At 70.7% G+C, this 14310-nt stretch carries 15 protein-coding genes; 7 read left to right on the forward strand and 8 right to left on the reverse strand.

Annotation, left to right across the window (positions count from 1 at the left end; translation table 11 throughout):
* Window positions 1–104 precede the first annotated feature (104 nt).
* Window positions 105–1163, reverse strand: a complete 1059-nt coding sequence (locus tag ABS78_RS18335) for a hypothetical protein (protein ID WP_293382755.1) — start codon at window positions 1161–1163, stop codon at window positions 105–107.
* A 110-nt stretch (window positions 1164–1273) separates the two neighbouring features.
* Window positions 1274–2209: a ribose-phosphate pyrophosphokinase gene (locus tag ABS78_RS18340; RefSeq protein ID WP_293382758.1), complete on the reverse strand. Its 936-nt coding sequence runs from the start codon at window positions 2207–2209 to the stop codon at window positions 1274–1276.
* Window positions 2210–2357: 148 nt separating this feature from the next.
* On the opposite strand from ABS78_RS18340, the gene ybaL reads away from it, so the two are divergent.
* A complete protein-coding gene (gene ybaL / locus ABS78_RS18345; RefSeq protein ID WP_293382761.1) occupies window positions 2358–4313 on the forward strand; it encodes a YbaL family putative K(+) efflux transporter in 1956 nt (651 codons plus the stop codon).
* Window positions 4314–4333: 20 nt separating this feature from the next.
* Here ybaL and pgeF read toward each other — a convergent pair whose 3' ends face one another.
* Genes pgeF through lgt form a run of 3 tightly spaced genes read right to left on the reverse strand, consistent with a single transcriptional unit; the run spans window position 4334 to window position 7080 of the window.
* Window positions 4334–5101 (reverse strand): peptidoglycan editing factor PgeF, encoded by a 768-nt coding sequence (gene pgeF / locus ABS78_RS18350; protein WP_293382764.1) that lies wholly within the window; start codon window positions 5099–5101, stop codon window positions 4334–4336.
* Between the two features lie 6 nt (window positions 5102–5107).
* Window positions 5108–6187 carry an SAM-dependent methyltransferase gene (locus ABS78_RS18355; RefSeq protein WP_293382767.1) on the reverse strand — a complete coding sequence of 360 codons (1080 nt, stop codon included), beginning with the start codon at window positions 6185–6187 and terminating at the stop codon, window positions 5108–5110.
* Window positions 6184–7080, reverse strand: a complete 897-nt coding sequence (gene lgt, locus ABS78_RS18360; protein ID WP_293382770.1) for a prolipoprotein diacylglyceryl transferase — start codon at window positions 7078–7080, stop codon at window positions 6184–6186. Before lgt ends, ABS78_RS18355 begins: the two co-directional genes overlap by 4 nt.
* 117 nt (window positions 7081–7197) lie before the next feature.
* Here lgt and ABS78_RS18365 point away from each other — a divergent pair, with 117 nt between their 5' ends.
* The 3 genes from ABS78_RS18365 to ABS78_RS18375 all read left to right on the forward strand — a co-directional run bounded on the left by ABS78_RS18365 (window position 7198) and on the right by ABS78_RS18375 (window position 8959).
* Window positions 7198–7446, forward strand: a complete 249-nt coding sequence (locus ABS78_RS18365; RefSeq protein WP_293382773.1) for an accessory factor UbiK family protein — start codon at window positions 7198–7200, stop codon at window positions 7444–7446.
* 140 nt (window positions 7447–7586) lie between these two features.
* Entirely contained in the window at window positions 7587–8090 is a 504-nt protein-coding gene (locus ABS78_RS18370) for a YbjN domain-containing protein (protein WP_293382776.1), read from the forward strand.
* Between the two features lie 128 nt (window positions 8091–8218).
* Window positions 8219–8959 (forward strand): pyrroline-5-carboxylate reductase dimerization domain-containing protein, encoded by a 741-nt coding sequence (locus ABS78_RS18375; protein WP_293382779.1) that lies wholly within the window; start codon window positions 8219–8221, stop codon window positions 8957–8959.
* Between the two features lie 44 nt (window positions 8960–9003).
* Here the strand turns inward: ABS78_RS18375 and ABS78_RS18380 are convergent, their stop codons facing one another.
* The 3 genes from ABS78_RS18380 to ABS78_RS18390 form a co-directional block, all read right to left on the reverse strand.
* A complete protein-coding gene (locus ABS78_RS18380) occupies window positions 9004–9438 on the reverse strand; it encodes a DUF2147 domain-containing protein (protein ID WP_293382782.1) in 435 nt (144 codons plus the stop codon).
* A 67-nt stretch (window positions 9439–9505) separates the two neighbouring features.
* Window positions 9506–10867 carry an ATP-binding protein gene (locus ABS78_RS18385; protein WP_293382785.1) on the reverse strand — a complete coding sequence of 454 codons (1362 nt, stop codon included), beginning with the start codon at window positions 10865–10867 and terminating at the stop codon, window positions 9506–9508.
* A gap of 58 nt (window positions 10868–10925) precedes the next feature.
* The gene (locus tag ABS78_RS18390; protein WP_293382788.1) at window positions 10926–11633 is read right to left on the reverse strand and encodes a response regulator transcription factor; all 708 of its coding nucleotides are present in this window, start codon (window positions 11631–11633) and stop codon (window positions 10926–10928) included.
* Between the two features lie 74 nt (window positions 11634–11707).
* Between ABS78_RS18390 and ABS78_RS18395 the strand changes: the two genes are divergently transcribed.
* The 3 genes from ABS78_RS18395 to ABS78_RS18405 all read left to right on the forward strand — a co-directional run bounded on the left by ABS78_RS18395 (window position 11708) and on the right by ABS78_RS18405 (window position 14300).
* Window positions 11708–12595, forward strand: a complete 888-nt coding sequence (locus ABS78_RS18395) for a branched-chain amino acid aminotransferase (RefSeq protein ID WP_293382791.1) — start codon at window positions 11708–11710, stop codon at window positions 12593–12595.
* Window positions 12596–12726: 131 nt separating this feature from the next.
* Window positions 12727–13113 (forward strand): glycine zipper 2TM domain-containing protein, encoded by a 387-nt coding sequence (locus ABS78_RS18400; protein ID WP_293382794.1) that lies wholly within the window; start codon window positions 12727–12729, stop codon window positions 13111–13113.
* Between the two features lie 626 nt (window positions 13114–13739).
* On the forward strand, window positions 13740–14300 hold the full coding sequence (locus ABS78_RS18405; protein ID WP_293382797.1) for an HNH endonuclease: 561 nt from the start codon (window positions 13740–13742) through the stop codon (window positions 14298–14300).
* Window positions 14301–14310: the final 10 nt, after the last annotated feature.

Genomic DNA, 14310 nt, shown 5'->3' on the forward strand with positions numbered 1-14310 from the left:
AAGGGTGCGCGTAGATACACAAAACACTTGGGCGGCGCAACGGGGCCGCGTCGAGGTCGCGCAAGGGCCGCACAGGTGGCGACGCCGGCGCGACGCGGCGCGGTTCAGCTCTTCTTCGCGGGCTTCTTGGCGGGCGCCTTGGCCGGCGCCTTCTTGGCCGGCATGCCCCGGGCGATCGAGCTGGCGTCGGGGACGAACCGAGGCTCGTGCGGCTCGGGGAGGCCGGCCGCGCGGATCATGCAGCGCCCGGTGTCCATCATCGCGTGCTGGCCCAGGCAGAAGACGTCCTCGTAGTGCGGCCGCGCCACGGCGAGGCACTGATAGAGGTTGAGCTTCGAGAAGTTCATGCACGAGCCGATGTTGGGTTCGACAACCAGCCCCATCACCGTTTCCAGGTTGGCGTCGCCCGCTTCGCCCAGCACCGCCAGGGCCGCCAGGGCCAGGCTGCGGATCACCGTCGGGGTGTAGGGCGGCGCGGCCGCCTGGGCGGCGGCGGCGTCGAAGGGAGACCCGCCGGTCGAGGCGTGTTGCAGGCGGGCGGTTTCGTTGGCGTCTCCCGACATGGCCGCGGCGGACAGGCTCTTGGCGCCGGCCAGCCGGGCGTCCCGTCCGGCCACCTCGCCCCGCGACCAGGGCTGCTTCTGGATGTCGTAGGCGGCCTGCTTCACCTGCTTGCCGGCGTCGTAGAGCCGCTGGGCGTCGCCGCCCAGCGCAGCGATGACGTGGCTGGCGGCGGTCTGGGAGCCGGCGAGCCCGACCGCATAGGCCGGGTCCTTCAGCAGTTCGTGGACGACCTGCCGGCGTTGAGCCGGATCTCGGGCGTAGACGCGCACGCCCGCGACGAACGCGGGGTCCTGGAGCGCCACGATGGCGCCGTAGGCGATCGCGCCCTTGGTGAGTTGCTGCGGCTCGTAGGTCGCGCCCTGACGCAGAGCGCCGGCCACGCCCGGGCCGTCCGTGAAGACCGGGGTGATGGCCGTGGCGGCGCCCAGGTAGCGCCGATAGGCGCTGGCCATCTCCACCAGTTGCGGCGACAGCATGACCGAGGGAACCGGCGGCGGCGGCGGCGGCGCGATCGTCTTGGGTTGTTCCGCGCAGGCGGTCAGGACGGCCAGGGCGACAGCGACCGGGAGAGCGTGTCTGGCCTGGAATCGAATCGGCATCAGGCGTTTCCCCCTCTTGCGAGTGGTGAGTTGACGAAACCCCGCCCCCCGAGGTGGTCCTGGCTTAGCTGCTTCGGGCGCTTCGCGGCAAGCGTGGCCGGCCCCCGATGTCAGTCGAACAGTTTCGAGACGCTCTCTTCGTTGGCGATGCGGCGGATCGCCTCGCCGATCAGGCTGGCGCAGCTGACATAGCGAATCTTGCCGCCGTCGCCGGCGCGCTCGGGGGCCGCGATGGAGTCGGTCATGACCAGCTCCTTCAGCACCGACGCCTCTACGCGCTCGACCGCCGCGCCCGACAGGACGCCGTGGGTGACATAGGCCGACACTTCGGCCGCGCCGGCGTCGACCAGCGCCTGGGCGGCGTTGCAGAGCGTGCCGCCGCCATCGATCATGTCGTCGAACAGGATGCAGCGGCGGCCCGACACGTCGCCGATGATATTGGCGACCTCGGACTTGCCGGGTCCCGAGCGCCGCTTGTCGACGATGGCCAGCTCGGTGTCGAGGCGGCTGGCGACGGCCAGGGCGCGGACCACGCCGCCCACGTCGGGCGAGACGACCAGCAGGTCGCGCCAGCGGTCGTAGTTCTCCTTGATGTCGGCGGCCAGCAGGGGCGCCGACAGCAGGTTGTCGGTCGGGATGTCGAAGAAGCCCTGGATCTGGCCCGAGTGCAGATCCATCGTCAGGACACGGTCGGCGCCGGCCCGGGTGATGAGGTTGGCGACGAGTTTCGCGGAGATGGGCGTACGGCCGCCGGTCTTCCGGTCCTGGCGGGCGTAGCCGAAGTAGGGCGTGACCGCGGTGATCCGCCGAGCCGACGCGCGCTTCAGCGCATCGACGCAAACCAGCAGCTCCATCAGGTGATCGTTGGCCGGATAGCTGGTCGACTGGAGGATGAAGACATCCTCCCCCCGGACGTTCTCGTCGATGGTGACCCAGACCTCGTTGTCGGCGAACCGCTTCACCTGGGCCCGGCAGAGGGGGACGTCCAGGTGGTTCGCCACCGCCTGCGCCAGCGTGCGATTGGAGTTGCCGGCGAGCAGCTTCATCGGAGCCTCGAATGTGCGGTGACGGCGCGCTTTTAGCAGGCGCGCGGCCGGGAGCAAGGCCGGATCACGCCGGCTCTAGTGGCGTCATGCCCGTGCAACCGCTATGCGGGAGATCGACGCCGCGTCCGACGCCCGCCCCAGGAGCCGAATGCCCCACCATACGCCGCTGATCGCCACCATCGTCGCCGGCCTGTCGATCGCCTTCGCGCTCGGCGCCCTGGCGCATCGGCTGCGGATTTCGCCCTTGGTGGGGTATCTTCTGGCGGGTGTCCTGGTGGGGCCGTTCACCCCGGGCTTCGTGGCCGACCAGAGTCTGGCCACCGAACTGGCCGAGATCGGCGTGATCCTGCTGATGTTCGGGGTGGGCCTCCACTTCTCGCTCAAGGACCTGCTGTCGGTCCGGGCCATCGCGATTCCCGGCGCCCTGGGCCAGATGGCGGCGGCGACGCTGCTGGGCATGGGGCTGGCCTATTTCATGGGCTGGACCCTCGTCGCCGGTCTCGTGTTCGGTCTGGCGCTGTCGGTGGCCAGCACCGTGGTCCTGCTGCGCGCGCTGCAGGAACGGCGAATCATCCAGACGGACCGCGGCCGGATCGCCGTGGGGTGGCTCGTCGTCGAGGACCTGGCGATGGTCCTGGCCCTGGTGCTCCTGCCCGCCTTGGCCGGAGCGCTGACGGCGTCCGAGTCGGCCTCGGACCCTGTCCAGGGCTGGATCGTCCCGCTGGGCGTCACCATCGGCAAGGTCCTGGCGTTCGTCGCCTTCATGCTGATCGTGGGGCGGCGGGTGATCCCGTGGATCCTGCACTGGGTCGCGCACACGGGCTCGCGCGAGTTGTTCCGCCTGGCGGTCTTCGCCATCGCGCTGGGGGTGGCCTTCGGCGCCGCGACGCTGTTCGACGTCTCGTTCGCCCTGGGCGCCTTCTTCGCCGGCATGATCCTGGCCGAGTCCGAACTCAGCCAGCAGGCGGCCGAGGAGACGCTGCCCCTGCGCGACGCCTTCGCAGTGCTGTTCTTCGTCTCGGTTGGGATGCTGTTCAACCCGTCGGTGGTGCTTGAACAGTTCTGGCCGCTGCTGGCCACCGTCCTGATCGTCGTGGTGGGCAAGTCGGCGGCGGCCTACTGGATCGTGCGGGCCTTCCGGCACGACAGCCAGACGGCGCTCACCATCGCCGCCTCGCTGGCCCAGATCGGGGAGTTCTCGTTCATCCTGGCCGGGCTCGGCGTGGGCCTGAGCCTGCTGCCTGAGAGCGGCCGGGACCTCATCCTGGGCGGGGCGATCATCTCGATCCTGCTGACCCCGCTGGTCTTCGCCGTCATCACGCGGTCGCGGTCGAAGATCGTCGCCGTGGAGGCCGGCGCCCCCCAGCCGGCCAACGACTTCCTGCCTACCGCGCTCACCGAACACGACATCGTCGTGGGTTTCGGCCGCGTGGGCGCCGCCCTCGCGGAGGGCCTGGAGACAGTGGGCCGGCCCTTCCTGGTGGTGGAACTGGACGAGGTGGCCCGCAAGCGCGCGAAGGAGAAGGGTTTCGAGGTGCTGGCCGGCAACGCCGCGGACCCGCGGGTCCTGGCGGCGGCCGGCATCGCCAGCGCCCGCCGGATGATCGTAACGGTGCCCAACGGCTTCGAGGCCGGGGGCATCGTGCAGGAAGCCCGCAAGGTGAAGCCCGATATGGAGATCATCGCCCGCGCGCATTCGGACGCCGAGGTGGAGCACCTGACGAAGCTGGGCTGCGACATGACGATCTCGGGCGAGCGCGAACTGGCCGCCGCCATGCTGGGCCGGCTGCGGCCGGCGCGCGCGCCGGCGGGCGAGGCGGCCCTGGCCGGCCCGGCGGTGACCCCGGAGGGGCGGCCGATCCTGAGCGATGCCGAATGGGCGCTGTTGTCCAGCGCACGCCTGGACGGCCTGTCGGCCGGCCAGCCGGTGCCGAGGGCGGCGCTGTTCGAAGGCGCGGAGCGGGTCGGGCGCTTCGACGAGGCGCAACTCGCCGACGCCGTCGCGGGGCTGGCGGCCAAGAGCCTGCTGCGCGTGTTCGGCGACGGCAGCGTCGAGCTGACCCGCTCGGGCATGCTTCTGGCCGCCCGCGCCCCAGTCTACTGAGCGGGCCTACTGAGCGGGCCTCAAGCCTCGAGGACGATGGCCGACAGCAGCCGGCCGTAATCGGGCTCCCCGGTCTTGAACGCCCGCCGGTTGGAGAAGAACAGGTCGGGTTCGGCGCACGTGTCCCGGCCGATCCATTCGCAAGCCTCGACGCCCGCGGCCCGCAGCCGCGCCAGCACGAAGCCCGGCAGGTCGAACTGCCGCTTGTCGGCCGTGGCGCCCGGCGAAAAGAAGCGGGCGTAGTCGGCTTCGACCTCCACGAAGCGCGCCTCGTACTCCAGGCCGACCTCGTACGAGTCCGGGCCGATGCAGGGGCCAACGACGGCGACGATGCGGTCGCGCCGGGCGCCCAGCGCCTCCATCCGATCCAGGGCCGACTCGGCGACCCCGGTCAGCGCGCCCTTCCAGCCGGCGTGCGCCGCGCCGACGACCCGCGCCTGCGGATCGGCCAGCAGGATGGGGGCGCAGTCGGCGGCCAGGGCGCCGCAGACGACGCCGGGGGTCGCCGTCACCACCGCGTCGCCTTCGCCGGGCCCGTCGGTCCAGGGTCCCGCCACCGCGAAGGCCGTGGCGGAATGGACCTGATAGGCGGTGACCAGGGTCCCCCCCAGATGCGCGGCCGCGCGGCGGCGGTTCTCGGCGACGGCGTCGGGATCGTCCCTGGAGCCCACCCCCACGTTGAGACTGTCGTAGATCCCCTGCGAGGCCCCGCCCCGGCGCGTGAAGAAGGCATGGCGGACGCCGGGCAGGTCGAGACGCGGCGAGGTGAGGACGGGCAGGGCGGGCATCGGACCTCAGTCTTCCTCGAAAGCCGGCGGACTCCAGCCCGGCGAATGCAGGCAGCACGCCTTGAAGAGGTCGCCCATCTGGTCGGCGCCCACCAGCCGGGTGAGCTGGCGACCGATCGTGGCGGCCTTGTCGGGGCGGGCGCGAAGCAGGGTCTCGGCGCGTTCGCCGATCCCCATGCGGGCGAGGAACCGCGCCTGGGTCTGGATGGCGGCGGTTGCGCCTTCGCGTTCGGCCGCGGCCATCACGGCGGGGAAGTCGGCATGGACGGTCAGGTCCGCCTCGCCCGGGCAGGCCAGCGGGTCGGTGTGCTCGTGCCGCCGCAAGGCCTGGAGCGTGTCGCCGAAACCGGGCGCGTCCCGACCGTAGTCGATGAGCAGCGCCGCGCCCCCATCCCGCACGAGCCGCTCGCCCAGGGCCGAACCCAGGGCCTGCTGCGCGGCCGAGACTTCCAGCACCGTCCCCTCGCGGGCGTCGGGCAGGCCCCCGGGCGCCGGGACCCGGGCGAACGCCAGGGCGCCGTCGCGATCCAGTCCCACGACCTGCTCCGTCCAGCCCAGCGGCCCGCGGACGAACTGCCGCGCCGGCAGGCAGTCGAGAAGCTCGTTGGCCACCAGGATGAGCGGCCGGCCGCCGGGGACATCGTCCAGCGAACGCGCCCAGCGGATGCGGCCACCCATCCGGTCGCCCAGTCGCTCGCGCTGCCGGGTCCGCAACGGCTCCGACGTCTCGACCAGCCACACCTCGGCGGCGTCCAGGAACCCCGCCGCCGCGCGCGCGGCGCGCAGGAGGTCGTCCATGAGGGTCCCGTCGCCGGGGCCCATCTCGACCAGGACGACGTCCCGCGGCTCGCCCAGGCGTCCCCAGGCCAGCGCCGACCAGACGCCGATGAGTTCGCCGAACATCTGGCTGACGAGGGGGGCGGTCACGAAGTCGCCGGCCTCGCCCAGGGCCGGGCGCGTGGCGTAATAGCCGCCCCGGGGATCGTGCAGGCACGCGGTCATGTACTGGGCGACGGTGAGCGGCCCGTCCTGGGCGATCTGGGCCGCCAGCCGTTCGCGCAGGGAGAGGTCCGGGCGCGGATTCACGCCGGCTGATCGGCCCGGCCGGCGGACGGGGGGGCGGCCGGCAGCGCCGGCGGCAGGGGTTCGCGCATGCCGCGCCAGATCAGCCACAGCCCGCCCAGCACCATCGGGATGGACAGGATCATGCCCATCGTCAGGCCGAGGGGCAGGTTCTCGAGGCCGGCGTCGGGCTCGCGCACCGTCTCGATGGCGATGCGGAAGACGCCGTAGAACAGCACGAAGATCCCCGCCACGACGCCGCGCCGGTTCCCGAGCTTCGCGCCGTGGGTCGCCCAGCGCAGGATCAGGAACAGGATCAGCCCCTCGAACAGCGCCTCGTAGAGCTGGCTCGGGTGGCGCGCGACCATGCCGGCCGGGCAGTAGCCGAAGTCCTTCTGGATCTGGTCGTTGCAGAAGACCACGGCCCAGGGCAGGTCGGGCGCGGGTCGGCCCCACAGCTCGCCGTTGATGAAGTTGGCGCAGCGCCCCAGGAAGTGGCCGATGGGATAGGCGGGCGCCACCACGTCGGCGATCCGGAGCAGGTCCAGCTTGTTGCGCCAGGCGAACAGCACCATCGCGATGGTCACGCCGATGACGCCGCCGTGGAAGCTCATCCCGCCTTCCCAGACGCGGAAGACGCCGAGGGGATCGGCCGCGACGTCGGAGAGCGGCTGGTAGAACAGCACGTGGCCCAGCCGGCCCCCGCCGATGACGCCCAGCGCGATCCAGAGCACGAGGTCGTCCATCTGCTCGGGCGTGAGCGGGGCGGGGCGGTGCGTCCAGAGTGCGGTGTTTCGAAGCAGGCCGACCGCATAGCGCCAGCCCAGCAGGATGCCCGCCACATAGGCCAGGGCGTACCAGCGTATGGCGAAGGGGCCGAGTTGGACGAGGACCGGATCGATCTCGGGGAAGGGCACTTGGCGGCGGCTCCAGCGTTCTCACCCAGCGACTTAGACGAGAAGGCCTTCGCTTTCATCCCCCGAGCGCCCATATATGCGAGGCTGGCGGGCCCTCCCGCGCAACGAAGACCTGAGATGCAGACCCAGAATCCGATCCTCGACGAGATCTCCAAGCTGACCACGGCCGCCATGGGACTGGCCCAGGCCGCAGGCGAGGAGGCCAAGGCCGCCTTCCGCAGCCAGACCGATCGTCTGGTGGCCGAAATGGACCTGGTGCGGCGCGAGGACTTCGATGCGCTGAAGGCCGAGATGGCGGTTCTGCGGGCCGAGATCGACGCCCTGAAGGCCGCCAGGCCCGCCCGGAAAGCGCCCAAGGCGCCCTGAGTGGGATTCGCCTTACGCGAAAGCTGCTCGCGCGACGCAAGAACGCAGTGACACTCTCATTCAGAAACGGTTTAGGTTCGATATTGCGGGCGATTCGGGGGCGGCGTTCTGCTCCCCGTCCGAGTCGAAAGGGGTCTTGAATGGACACCTCGCAGACCGACGAAAGCGTCGTCCTGACGAATGATCCGCTCGACGTGGTCGAGAACGTGCTTACCGCCGAAAACCTTCCGTTCGACCGGACGGAGGACGGCGATCTCGCGTTCAGCCTCGCGGGCGACTGGAAGGACTACGAGCTCTGGTTCGCGTGGCGGCCCGAGGGCGATACGCTCCAGCTCTGCCTTTCGATGGACCTCGCGGTGCCGCGCGCGCAGCGCCAGACGGCGCAGGAACTCATCGCGACGATCAACCCCCGCGTGTGGCTGGGGCATTTCGAACTCTGGGACGAGGGCGAGATCGTCTTCCGCCACGGCATGGCGCTGATGAGCGGCGAGCAGCCCAGCCTGGCTCAGGCGGCGGCGATGATCGATGTGGCGGTGGAAGCGGCCGACCGCTTCTTCCCGGCGTTCGATTTCCTCCTGCGCGGCGCCAAGACGCCGCAGGAAGCCATCGCGGCCTGCATGTTCGAGACCGTCGGCGAGGCCTGATCGCCGCGCTGTCCGGCCGCCCTGCTCCGGGCCGAGCATACTCCTGAGGAACTGGGCCTCGGCGGCGCGCGCCCTCCTGCTTGCGTTCGGGGTTTTGCCGGCCGCGGCCCTCGGCTAAGCGTGCGGCGATGAGCACACCGATCCTGATGCTGGGCGCCGGGCGCATGGGCGGAGCGATGATCGAGGGCTGGCTGGCCGCCGGCGCCTTCGACGGCCGCGAACTGATGGTCCGCGATCCCCATCCCGGCCCTGCGGCGGAACTGGCCGCGCGCGCCGGGGCGCTGGTGAACCCGCCCGACGCCGACCTGGCGCGCGCCGGCACGGTGGTGCTGTCGGTGAAGCCGCAGATCTGGCGCGACGTGGCGGGCGAGACGGCCGCCTGGCTGGGCGCGGGGGCGGTGGTGGTCTCGATCTGCGCCGGCGTGCGCTCGGGCGACATCGCCAAGGCGTTCGGCGGGCGTCCCGTCGCGCGGGTCATGCCCACGACGGCGGCCGCCATCGGCCAGGGCACGGCCAGCCTGTTCGCCGACGACCCGGCGGCGCGGGCGCGGGCGCGGGCGCTGTTCGAGCCGCTGGGTGCGGTGGTCGACCTTCACGACGAGGGCCTGATGCACGCCGCGACGGCGGTTTCGGGTTCGGCGCCGGCTTATCTCTACGCGTTCATCGAAGCCCTGGAGGCCGCCGGCGCGGCGGGCGGGCTGGCGCCCGAGGACGGCGAGGATCCGGCCGAGCTGCGCCGCCAGGTGACCTCGCCCGGCGGCACCACCCAGGCGGCGCTCGAGGTTCTGATGGGCGAGGGCGGCCTTCCGGGCCTGCTGGAGGAGGCGGTGGCCGCGGCCGTCCGCCGCTCGAAGGAACTGGGCGGCTAGAGTCTTCGGCGTCCCGCGCTGGATCCAATCGAGCGACGAATGGTCTAGCTTCGCCGCCAGGTCTGGGCTTGGCAGACCATCAGGACGCAGCCCTCCACCTTGAGCGTTCCGTTGGGGTTCACCGACAGCTTGCTGTCGTAGGTCTTGCCGCTGTTGGGGTCGTAGATCTTGCCGCCCGTCCAGCGGCCGGGCCCGGCGGCCTTGAAGTCGCGGATCATCGGCAGGCCCAGGATCGGCCGGCGCTTGAGCGCCGGGTCGGGGTTGTTCAGGTCGGTCGCCTTGGCGTCGGCGGGGTTCTTGAGCCAGGAGATGGCGCCGCACACCCGGTCGGGCTTGCCCGGGCAGGGGGCGATCCGGATCTTGCCCGAGCCGTCCGGGGTCAGCCATTCGCCGTGGACGGGGTCGGCGGCGGCCGGCCCGCCGGCGAGGGCCAGGCCCGCTGAGAACGTGACGGCGACTATGACGGCGGCGATGCGCATGGATGTGTTCCCCCTCGATGTCTTGCCGGCACGCTGCGCCGGACGCCTGAACCGTGCGTGAACGCCGTCAGCCCGGCAGTCGGATCACGGCGCGCAGTCCGCCCAGCGGCGAACGGCCCAGCACGATGTCGCCGCCGTGACCGCGGGCCACGTCGCGGGCGATGGCCAGGCCGAGGCCGACGCCCTTGGTGTTCTGGTTGCGGGCCTCGTCCAGCCGGGCGAAAGCCTTGAACGCCTCCTCGTGGCGTTCGGCCGGGATGCCGGGCCCGTCGTCGTCCACCGTGATCTCGATCGCGCCGCCGACGCGTTCCGCCGTGACGACCAGATGCTCGCCGTGGGCCGCGGCGTTCATCACCAGGTTGGACAGCGCTCGCTTTAGCGCGTTGGGCCGTGCGGTGGCGGCCAGATCGGGATCGGCTTCGACGCGGACCTGGGCGCCGAGGCGACGGGCGCCTTCGCTCACCGCCTGGATCAGCGGCGCCAGCTTCACCGTCTCGGCGGCTTCCCCCCCCTCGCCGCGGGCGAAGGCAAGGTATTCGTCGATCATGTGCTCCATCTCGGCGAGGTCGCGTTTCATGTCGGCGTTGCGGTTGCTGGGCTCGGCGAGCGCCAGGGCCAGCTTCAGGCGGGTCAGCGGCGTGCGCAGGTCGTGGCTCACCGAGGCGAGCAGGGCCGTGCGCTGTTCGATGTGACGCTGGATGCGCGCGCGCATGTCGAGGAAGGCGGTGGCCGCGCGTCGGACCTCGCGGGCGCCGTGCGGCTTGAAGGCCGGCGCGTCGGCGCCGCGCCCGAACGCTTCGGCGGCGTTGGCCAGGCGCTCGATGGCGCGCACCTGGTTGCGGATGAAGAGGATCGCCACGGCGGTCAGCATCACCGTGGCCACGGCCAGCCACAGGACGAAGATGTGCCCCTGGGTGGCGAAGGCCCGCTCGCGCGGGGCCAATACCCGCATCACCCCGCCCGGCACGTCCACCCGGATGTCGACGTAGGCCGGGTAGCGGGTGGTGTCGAACCAGAACGGGTCGTCCAGCCGTTCCGACAGGGCGCGATCCAGAGAACGGTCGATGGGCGCGAAGAAGGGCTCGATGATCGGCGGCGGGTCGCGCCGCCTGGCGGGGAGCTGGCGGCCGGGCTGAAGGGCGATGGAGAGGCCCAGGGACTCTTCCGCGCGCTGCGAGAGGCGGGCGAAATTCCCGGGGGCGGGATCGTCCTTGTAGCTCTCCACGGCCCAGGCGATGTCGCCGGCCAGCCCTTCCGACAGGCGATGCGTCACCGTCTGCCAGTGGGCGTCGAAGAAGACGTAGGTGACCGCCACCTGCATCAGGGCCACCGGCAGCACGATGATCAGCAGCGACCGCGCGAACAGCGTCGCCGGCAGCCGCCGCTTCAGCCAGCGGACCAGCACGCGGAAGGACGAGGGGAGCCTCACGTTCCTATCCCACGCGGGGCGAGGGGAAGAGAAAGGGCGCACCCATCAGCCCGTCCCATCAGTCGGGCGCCAGGCGGTAGCCGACGCCGCGAACCGTCTGGAGATAGCGCGGCGTCTTGGGGTCGTCTTCGATCTTGCGGCGCAGGCGGGTGACCTGCACGTCGACGGCGCGGCCCGACGGGTCCACCGAGTCCCGGGCCAGTTCCAGCCGGTCCACCGCGTCGTGGGGGGTGCGGGCGAGCTGGCGCAGCAGAGCCACCTCGGCCTCGGTCAGGCGCACGGGCTCGCCCGAACAGGTGAGTTCGCCGCGCTCGGCGTCGAAGGCGCAGCGCCCCAGAGACAGCGCCCCCGAGGGCTCGGAGCGCTCCTGGCTGCGACGCAGGATGGCCTCGATCCGCAGCAACAGCTCCTCGGGCTCGAACGGCTTGCCCAGGTAGTCGTCGGCGCCCAGCCTCAGGCCCTCGATCCGGTCTCCCGCCTCGGTCTTCGCCGTCAGCATCAGCACCGGCGTGCGGCCGGGGGCGCCGCGCTGTTCGCGCAGCCAGCGGGTGAGGGAGTAGCCGTCCTCGCCGGGCATCATCACGTCGAAGACCGCCAGGTCGAAGTCCAGCGCGCCGATCAGCCGGCGGGCCGGCGCGCCGCCGGCCGCCGCCGTCACGCGGAACCCGGCGCGGGTCAGGTACTCCTTCAGCAGATCGCGGATGCGGTCGTCGTCGTCGACGATCAGCAGGTGCCGCGGGCGGGCAGGGGCGTCGGAGAGGCTCATCCCGCGTCCAATTCGTTTGACGCCGGGCTTCGTGACGGGTTCAAGAGGCGCATTCGAAAGGAGGCTTTCCCCTCATGTCCCTGGTTCCCTTCGATGATCGCGACGGCTGGATCTGGCTGGACGGCCAGTTCGTACCCTGGCGCGAGGCGAAGGTGCACGTCCTGACCCACGGTCTGCACTATGCGTCGGCCGTGTTCGAGGGCGAGCGGATGTACGGAGGCGAAATCTTCGAGCTGACGGCGCATACCGAACGTCTCTTCAAGTCCGCGGAGATCCTGGACTTCGAGATACCCTTCACGGTGGCGCAGATCGATCAGGCCTGCAAGGACACCTGCGCGAAGAACGGCCTGACCGACGCCTACATCCGGCCGATCGCCTGGCGCGGGACCGAGATGATCGGCGTCTCGGCCCAGAATACGAAGATCCACGTGGCCGTCGCCGTGTGGGAATGGCCCTCCTACTTCTCGCCCGAGGAGAGGGCCAGGGGCATCCGGCTGACCTGGGCCAAGTACAAGCGGCCCAGCCCCGAGACCGAGCCGGTCCACGCCAAGGCCACGGGCCTCTACATGATCTGCACCATCTCCAAGCACGCGGCGGAGAAGGACGGCTACACCGACGCCATGATGCTCGACTATCGCGGCTACATCGCCGAGAGCACGGGCTCGAACGTCTTCTTCGTGAAGGACGGGGTGATCCACACGCCGACGCCCGACTGCTTCCTGAACGGCATCACCCGCCAGACGGTGATCGGGCTGGCGAAGCAAAAGGGTATCGAGGTGGTCGAGCGCCACATCCGGCCCGAAGAGTTGGCCGGTTTCACCGAATGCTTCGTCGTCGGCACGGCCGCCGAGGTGACGCCCGTGGCCGAGATCGGCGAGTACCGCTTCACCCCCGCGGCGCTGTCGCTGGGCCTGATGGACGACTACGCCCGCCTGGTGCGGCGCGAGCTTGTGCCGGCCTGAGGGCGGTCCGAAACCTGTCGCCAAGCTGAACAGGGGACTCCGGGGTCGTTCAGGCCGGGGGTCCTAGGTTCGTCTCCAAGATACGCCGGACATGCGCCTCCGCGGGTCCGGCAAGGCAAGGAGAACGAGCCATGACGAACAAGCTGATCAGAACCGCGATGGTTCTCACGGCCGCGGGCGCGGTCGCCCTGCCGGCCTCGCAGGCCGCCGCCGCGTCCAAGGGGGAAAGCGCCCTGATCGGTGCGATCCTGGGCGGTGTCGCCGGCGCCGCCATCGGCAACGGCAAGACCGAAGGCGTGGTCCTGGGCGCCGTCGCCGGCGCCGCGGTCGGCGCGGCGGTGAACAACGACAACGACAGGCGTCGGGATCGCTACGGCTACGCCTATCGTGACAGCCGCCCCTACTACGGCGACAGCCGCTACCAGGCCTACGACCGCGGCGGCTACGGCTACGGCTACCGCCAGGCCACGCCCCGCTACGGCTACGACCGCTACGACAGCGGCTACCGTCGCCGGTAGTCACGATCCTTCGCACACACCGCCTCGGGCGCCGCGAAAGCGGCGCCCGTTCTTTTGCGCGCGGACCCGGCTTCCGTCCCGCCGCGTCTCCCGGGGTTCCTGGCGATTCGAGATTCGCCGCTTGCGGCTTCGGATGACCTCACGCCGACGCTCGCGGCCGGCGGATGCCCGTCGTGTGGGAGGCAGTCGCTGTCGCCATGCGGAAACGCATAGCTGTCAGGCAAAATCGCTGATCTGTTCGGTGTTCAGATTGCGATATCTAATCAGTGTCTAGATCGGATGCGGGGCGGATCGGCCGCCTTGCCCAGGACGGGAGATAACGAGATGTCGACCCTGATGAACCGCCTGCTGGACACCGTCGTGTCGTTCGCCTTCGTCGGACTCGCCCTGACCGTCGCCGGCGCCACCGCCGTCCTCGGCGCCTGAGCCCAATGCGCCGCAGTCAGCGCCTCGCCCGAAGGCAAGGGCGAGGCGCGCGAGGGTTTCGGCCCCCGCCGTCGTAGAGTTGTCTCCGAATCGGACCTATATTTTCTCCAGCCACGTCGAATTCTTTGCCGTCTGGAGGTGCGTCTTCAGTCCAAAGTCGAGCGTCATAGCCGCCGTCGAGCGCCCGCGGAGGACCTGCCATGCAGGTGCTTAAGGCTCCGCCCTCAGGCTGGCCCTGTCTGGTCCTGAACGCCGACTTCAGGCCCCTGTCCTACTATCCGCTGTCGTTGTGGCCCTGGCAGGAGGTCATCAAGGCGGTGTTCCTGGATCGCGTCGACGTGGTGTCGACCTACGACCAGGAAGTCCATTCCCCGTCGTTCGCGATGAAGCTGCCCAGCGTGGTCTCGCTGAAGCAGTATGTGGCCCAGGATCGCCCTCCCGCGTTCACGCGCTTCAACGTCTTCCTGCGCGACAGCTTCACCTGCCAGTACTGCTCGGCCGACAGCGACCTCACGTTCGACCATGTGATCCCGCGTTCGCGCGGCGGCCGCACGACCTGGGAGAACATCGTCGCGGCCTGCGCGCGCTGCAACCTGACCAAGGGCGGCCGCATGCCGCATGAAGCCCACATGCACCCGCGGCTGAAGCCGCGTCGTCCCAGCGCCTACGAACTGCAGGAACGCGGCCGCCGCTTCCCCCCGCACCACCTGCACGAGAGCTGGCTGGACTATCTCTACTGGGACATCGAGTTGGAGGCCTGACGCGGGCTCC

The sequence above is a fragment of the Phenylobacterium sp. SCN 70-31 genome (assembly GCF_001724605.1).
In the GTDB taxonomy this organism is placed as follows: Bacteria; Pseudomonadota; Alphaproteobacteria; order Caulobacterales; family Caulobacteraceae; genus Phenylobacterium.

Coding starts and splice junctions, on each gene's coding strand:
- ABS78_RS18335 (WP_293382755.1), bottom strand. CDS start 1,163: ATGCCGATTCGATTCCAGGCCAGACACGCTCTCCCGGTCGCTGTCGCC.
- ABS78_RS18340 (WP_293382758.1), bottom strand. CDS start 2,209: ATGAAGCTGCTCGCCGGCAACTCCAATCGCACGCTGGCGCAGGCGGTG.
- ybaL (WP_293382761.1), top strand. CDS start 2,358: ATGCCCCACCATACGCCGCTGATCGCCACCATCGTCGCCGGCCTGTCG.
- pgeF (WP_293382764.1), bottom strand. CDS start 5,101: ATGCCCGCCCTGCCCGTCCTCACCTCGCCGCGTCTCGACCTGCCCGGC.
- ABS78_RS18365 (WP_293382773.1), top strand. CDS start 7,198: ATGCAGACCCAGAATCCGATCCTCGACGAGATCTCCAAGCTGACCACG.
- ABS78_RS18370 (WP_293382776.1), top strand. CDS start 7,587: ATGGACACCTCGCAGACCGACGAAAGCGTCGTCCTGACGAATGATCCG.
- ABS78_RS18375 (WP_293382779.1), top strand. CDS start 8,219: ATGAGCACACCGATCCTGATGCTGGGCGCCGGGCGCATGGGCGGAGCG.
- ABS78_RS18380 (WP_293382782.1), bottom strand. CDS start 9,438: ATGCGCATCGCCGCCGTCATAGTCGCCGTCACGTTCTCAGCGGGCCTG.
- ABS78_RS18390 (WP_293382788.1), bottom strand. CDS start 11,633: ATGAGCCTCTCCGACGCCCCTGCCCGCCCGCGGCACCTGCTGATCGTC.
- ABS78_RS18395 (WP_293382791.1), top strand. CDS start 11,708: ATGTCCCTGGTTCCCTTCGATGATCGCGACGGCTGGATCTGGCTGGAC.
- ABS78_RS18400 (WP_293382794.1), top strand. CDS start 12,727: ATGACGAACAAGCTGATCAGAACCGCGATGGTTCTCACGGCCGCGGGC.
- ABS78_RS18405 (WP_293382797.1), top strand. CDS start 13,740: ATGCAGGTGCTTAAGGCTCCGCCCTCAGGCTGGCCCTGTCTGGTCCTG.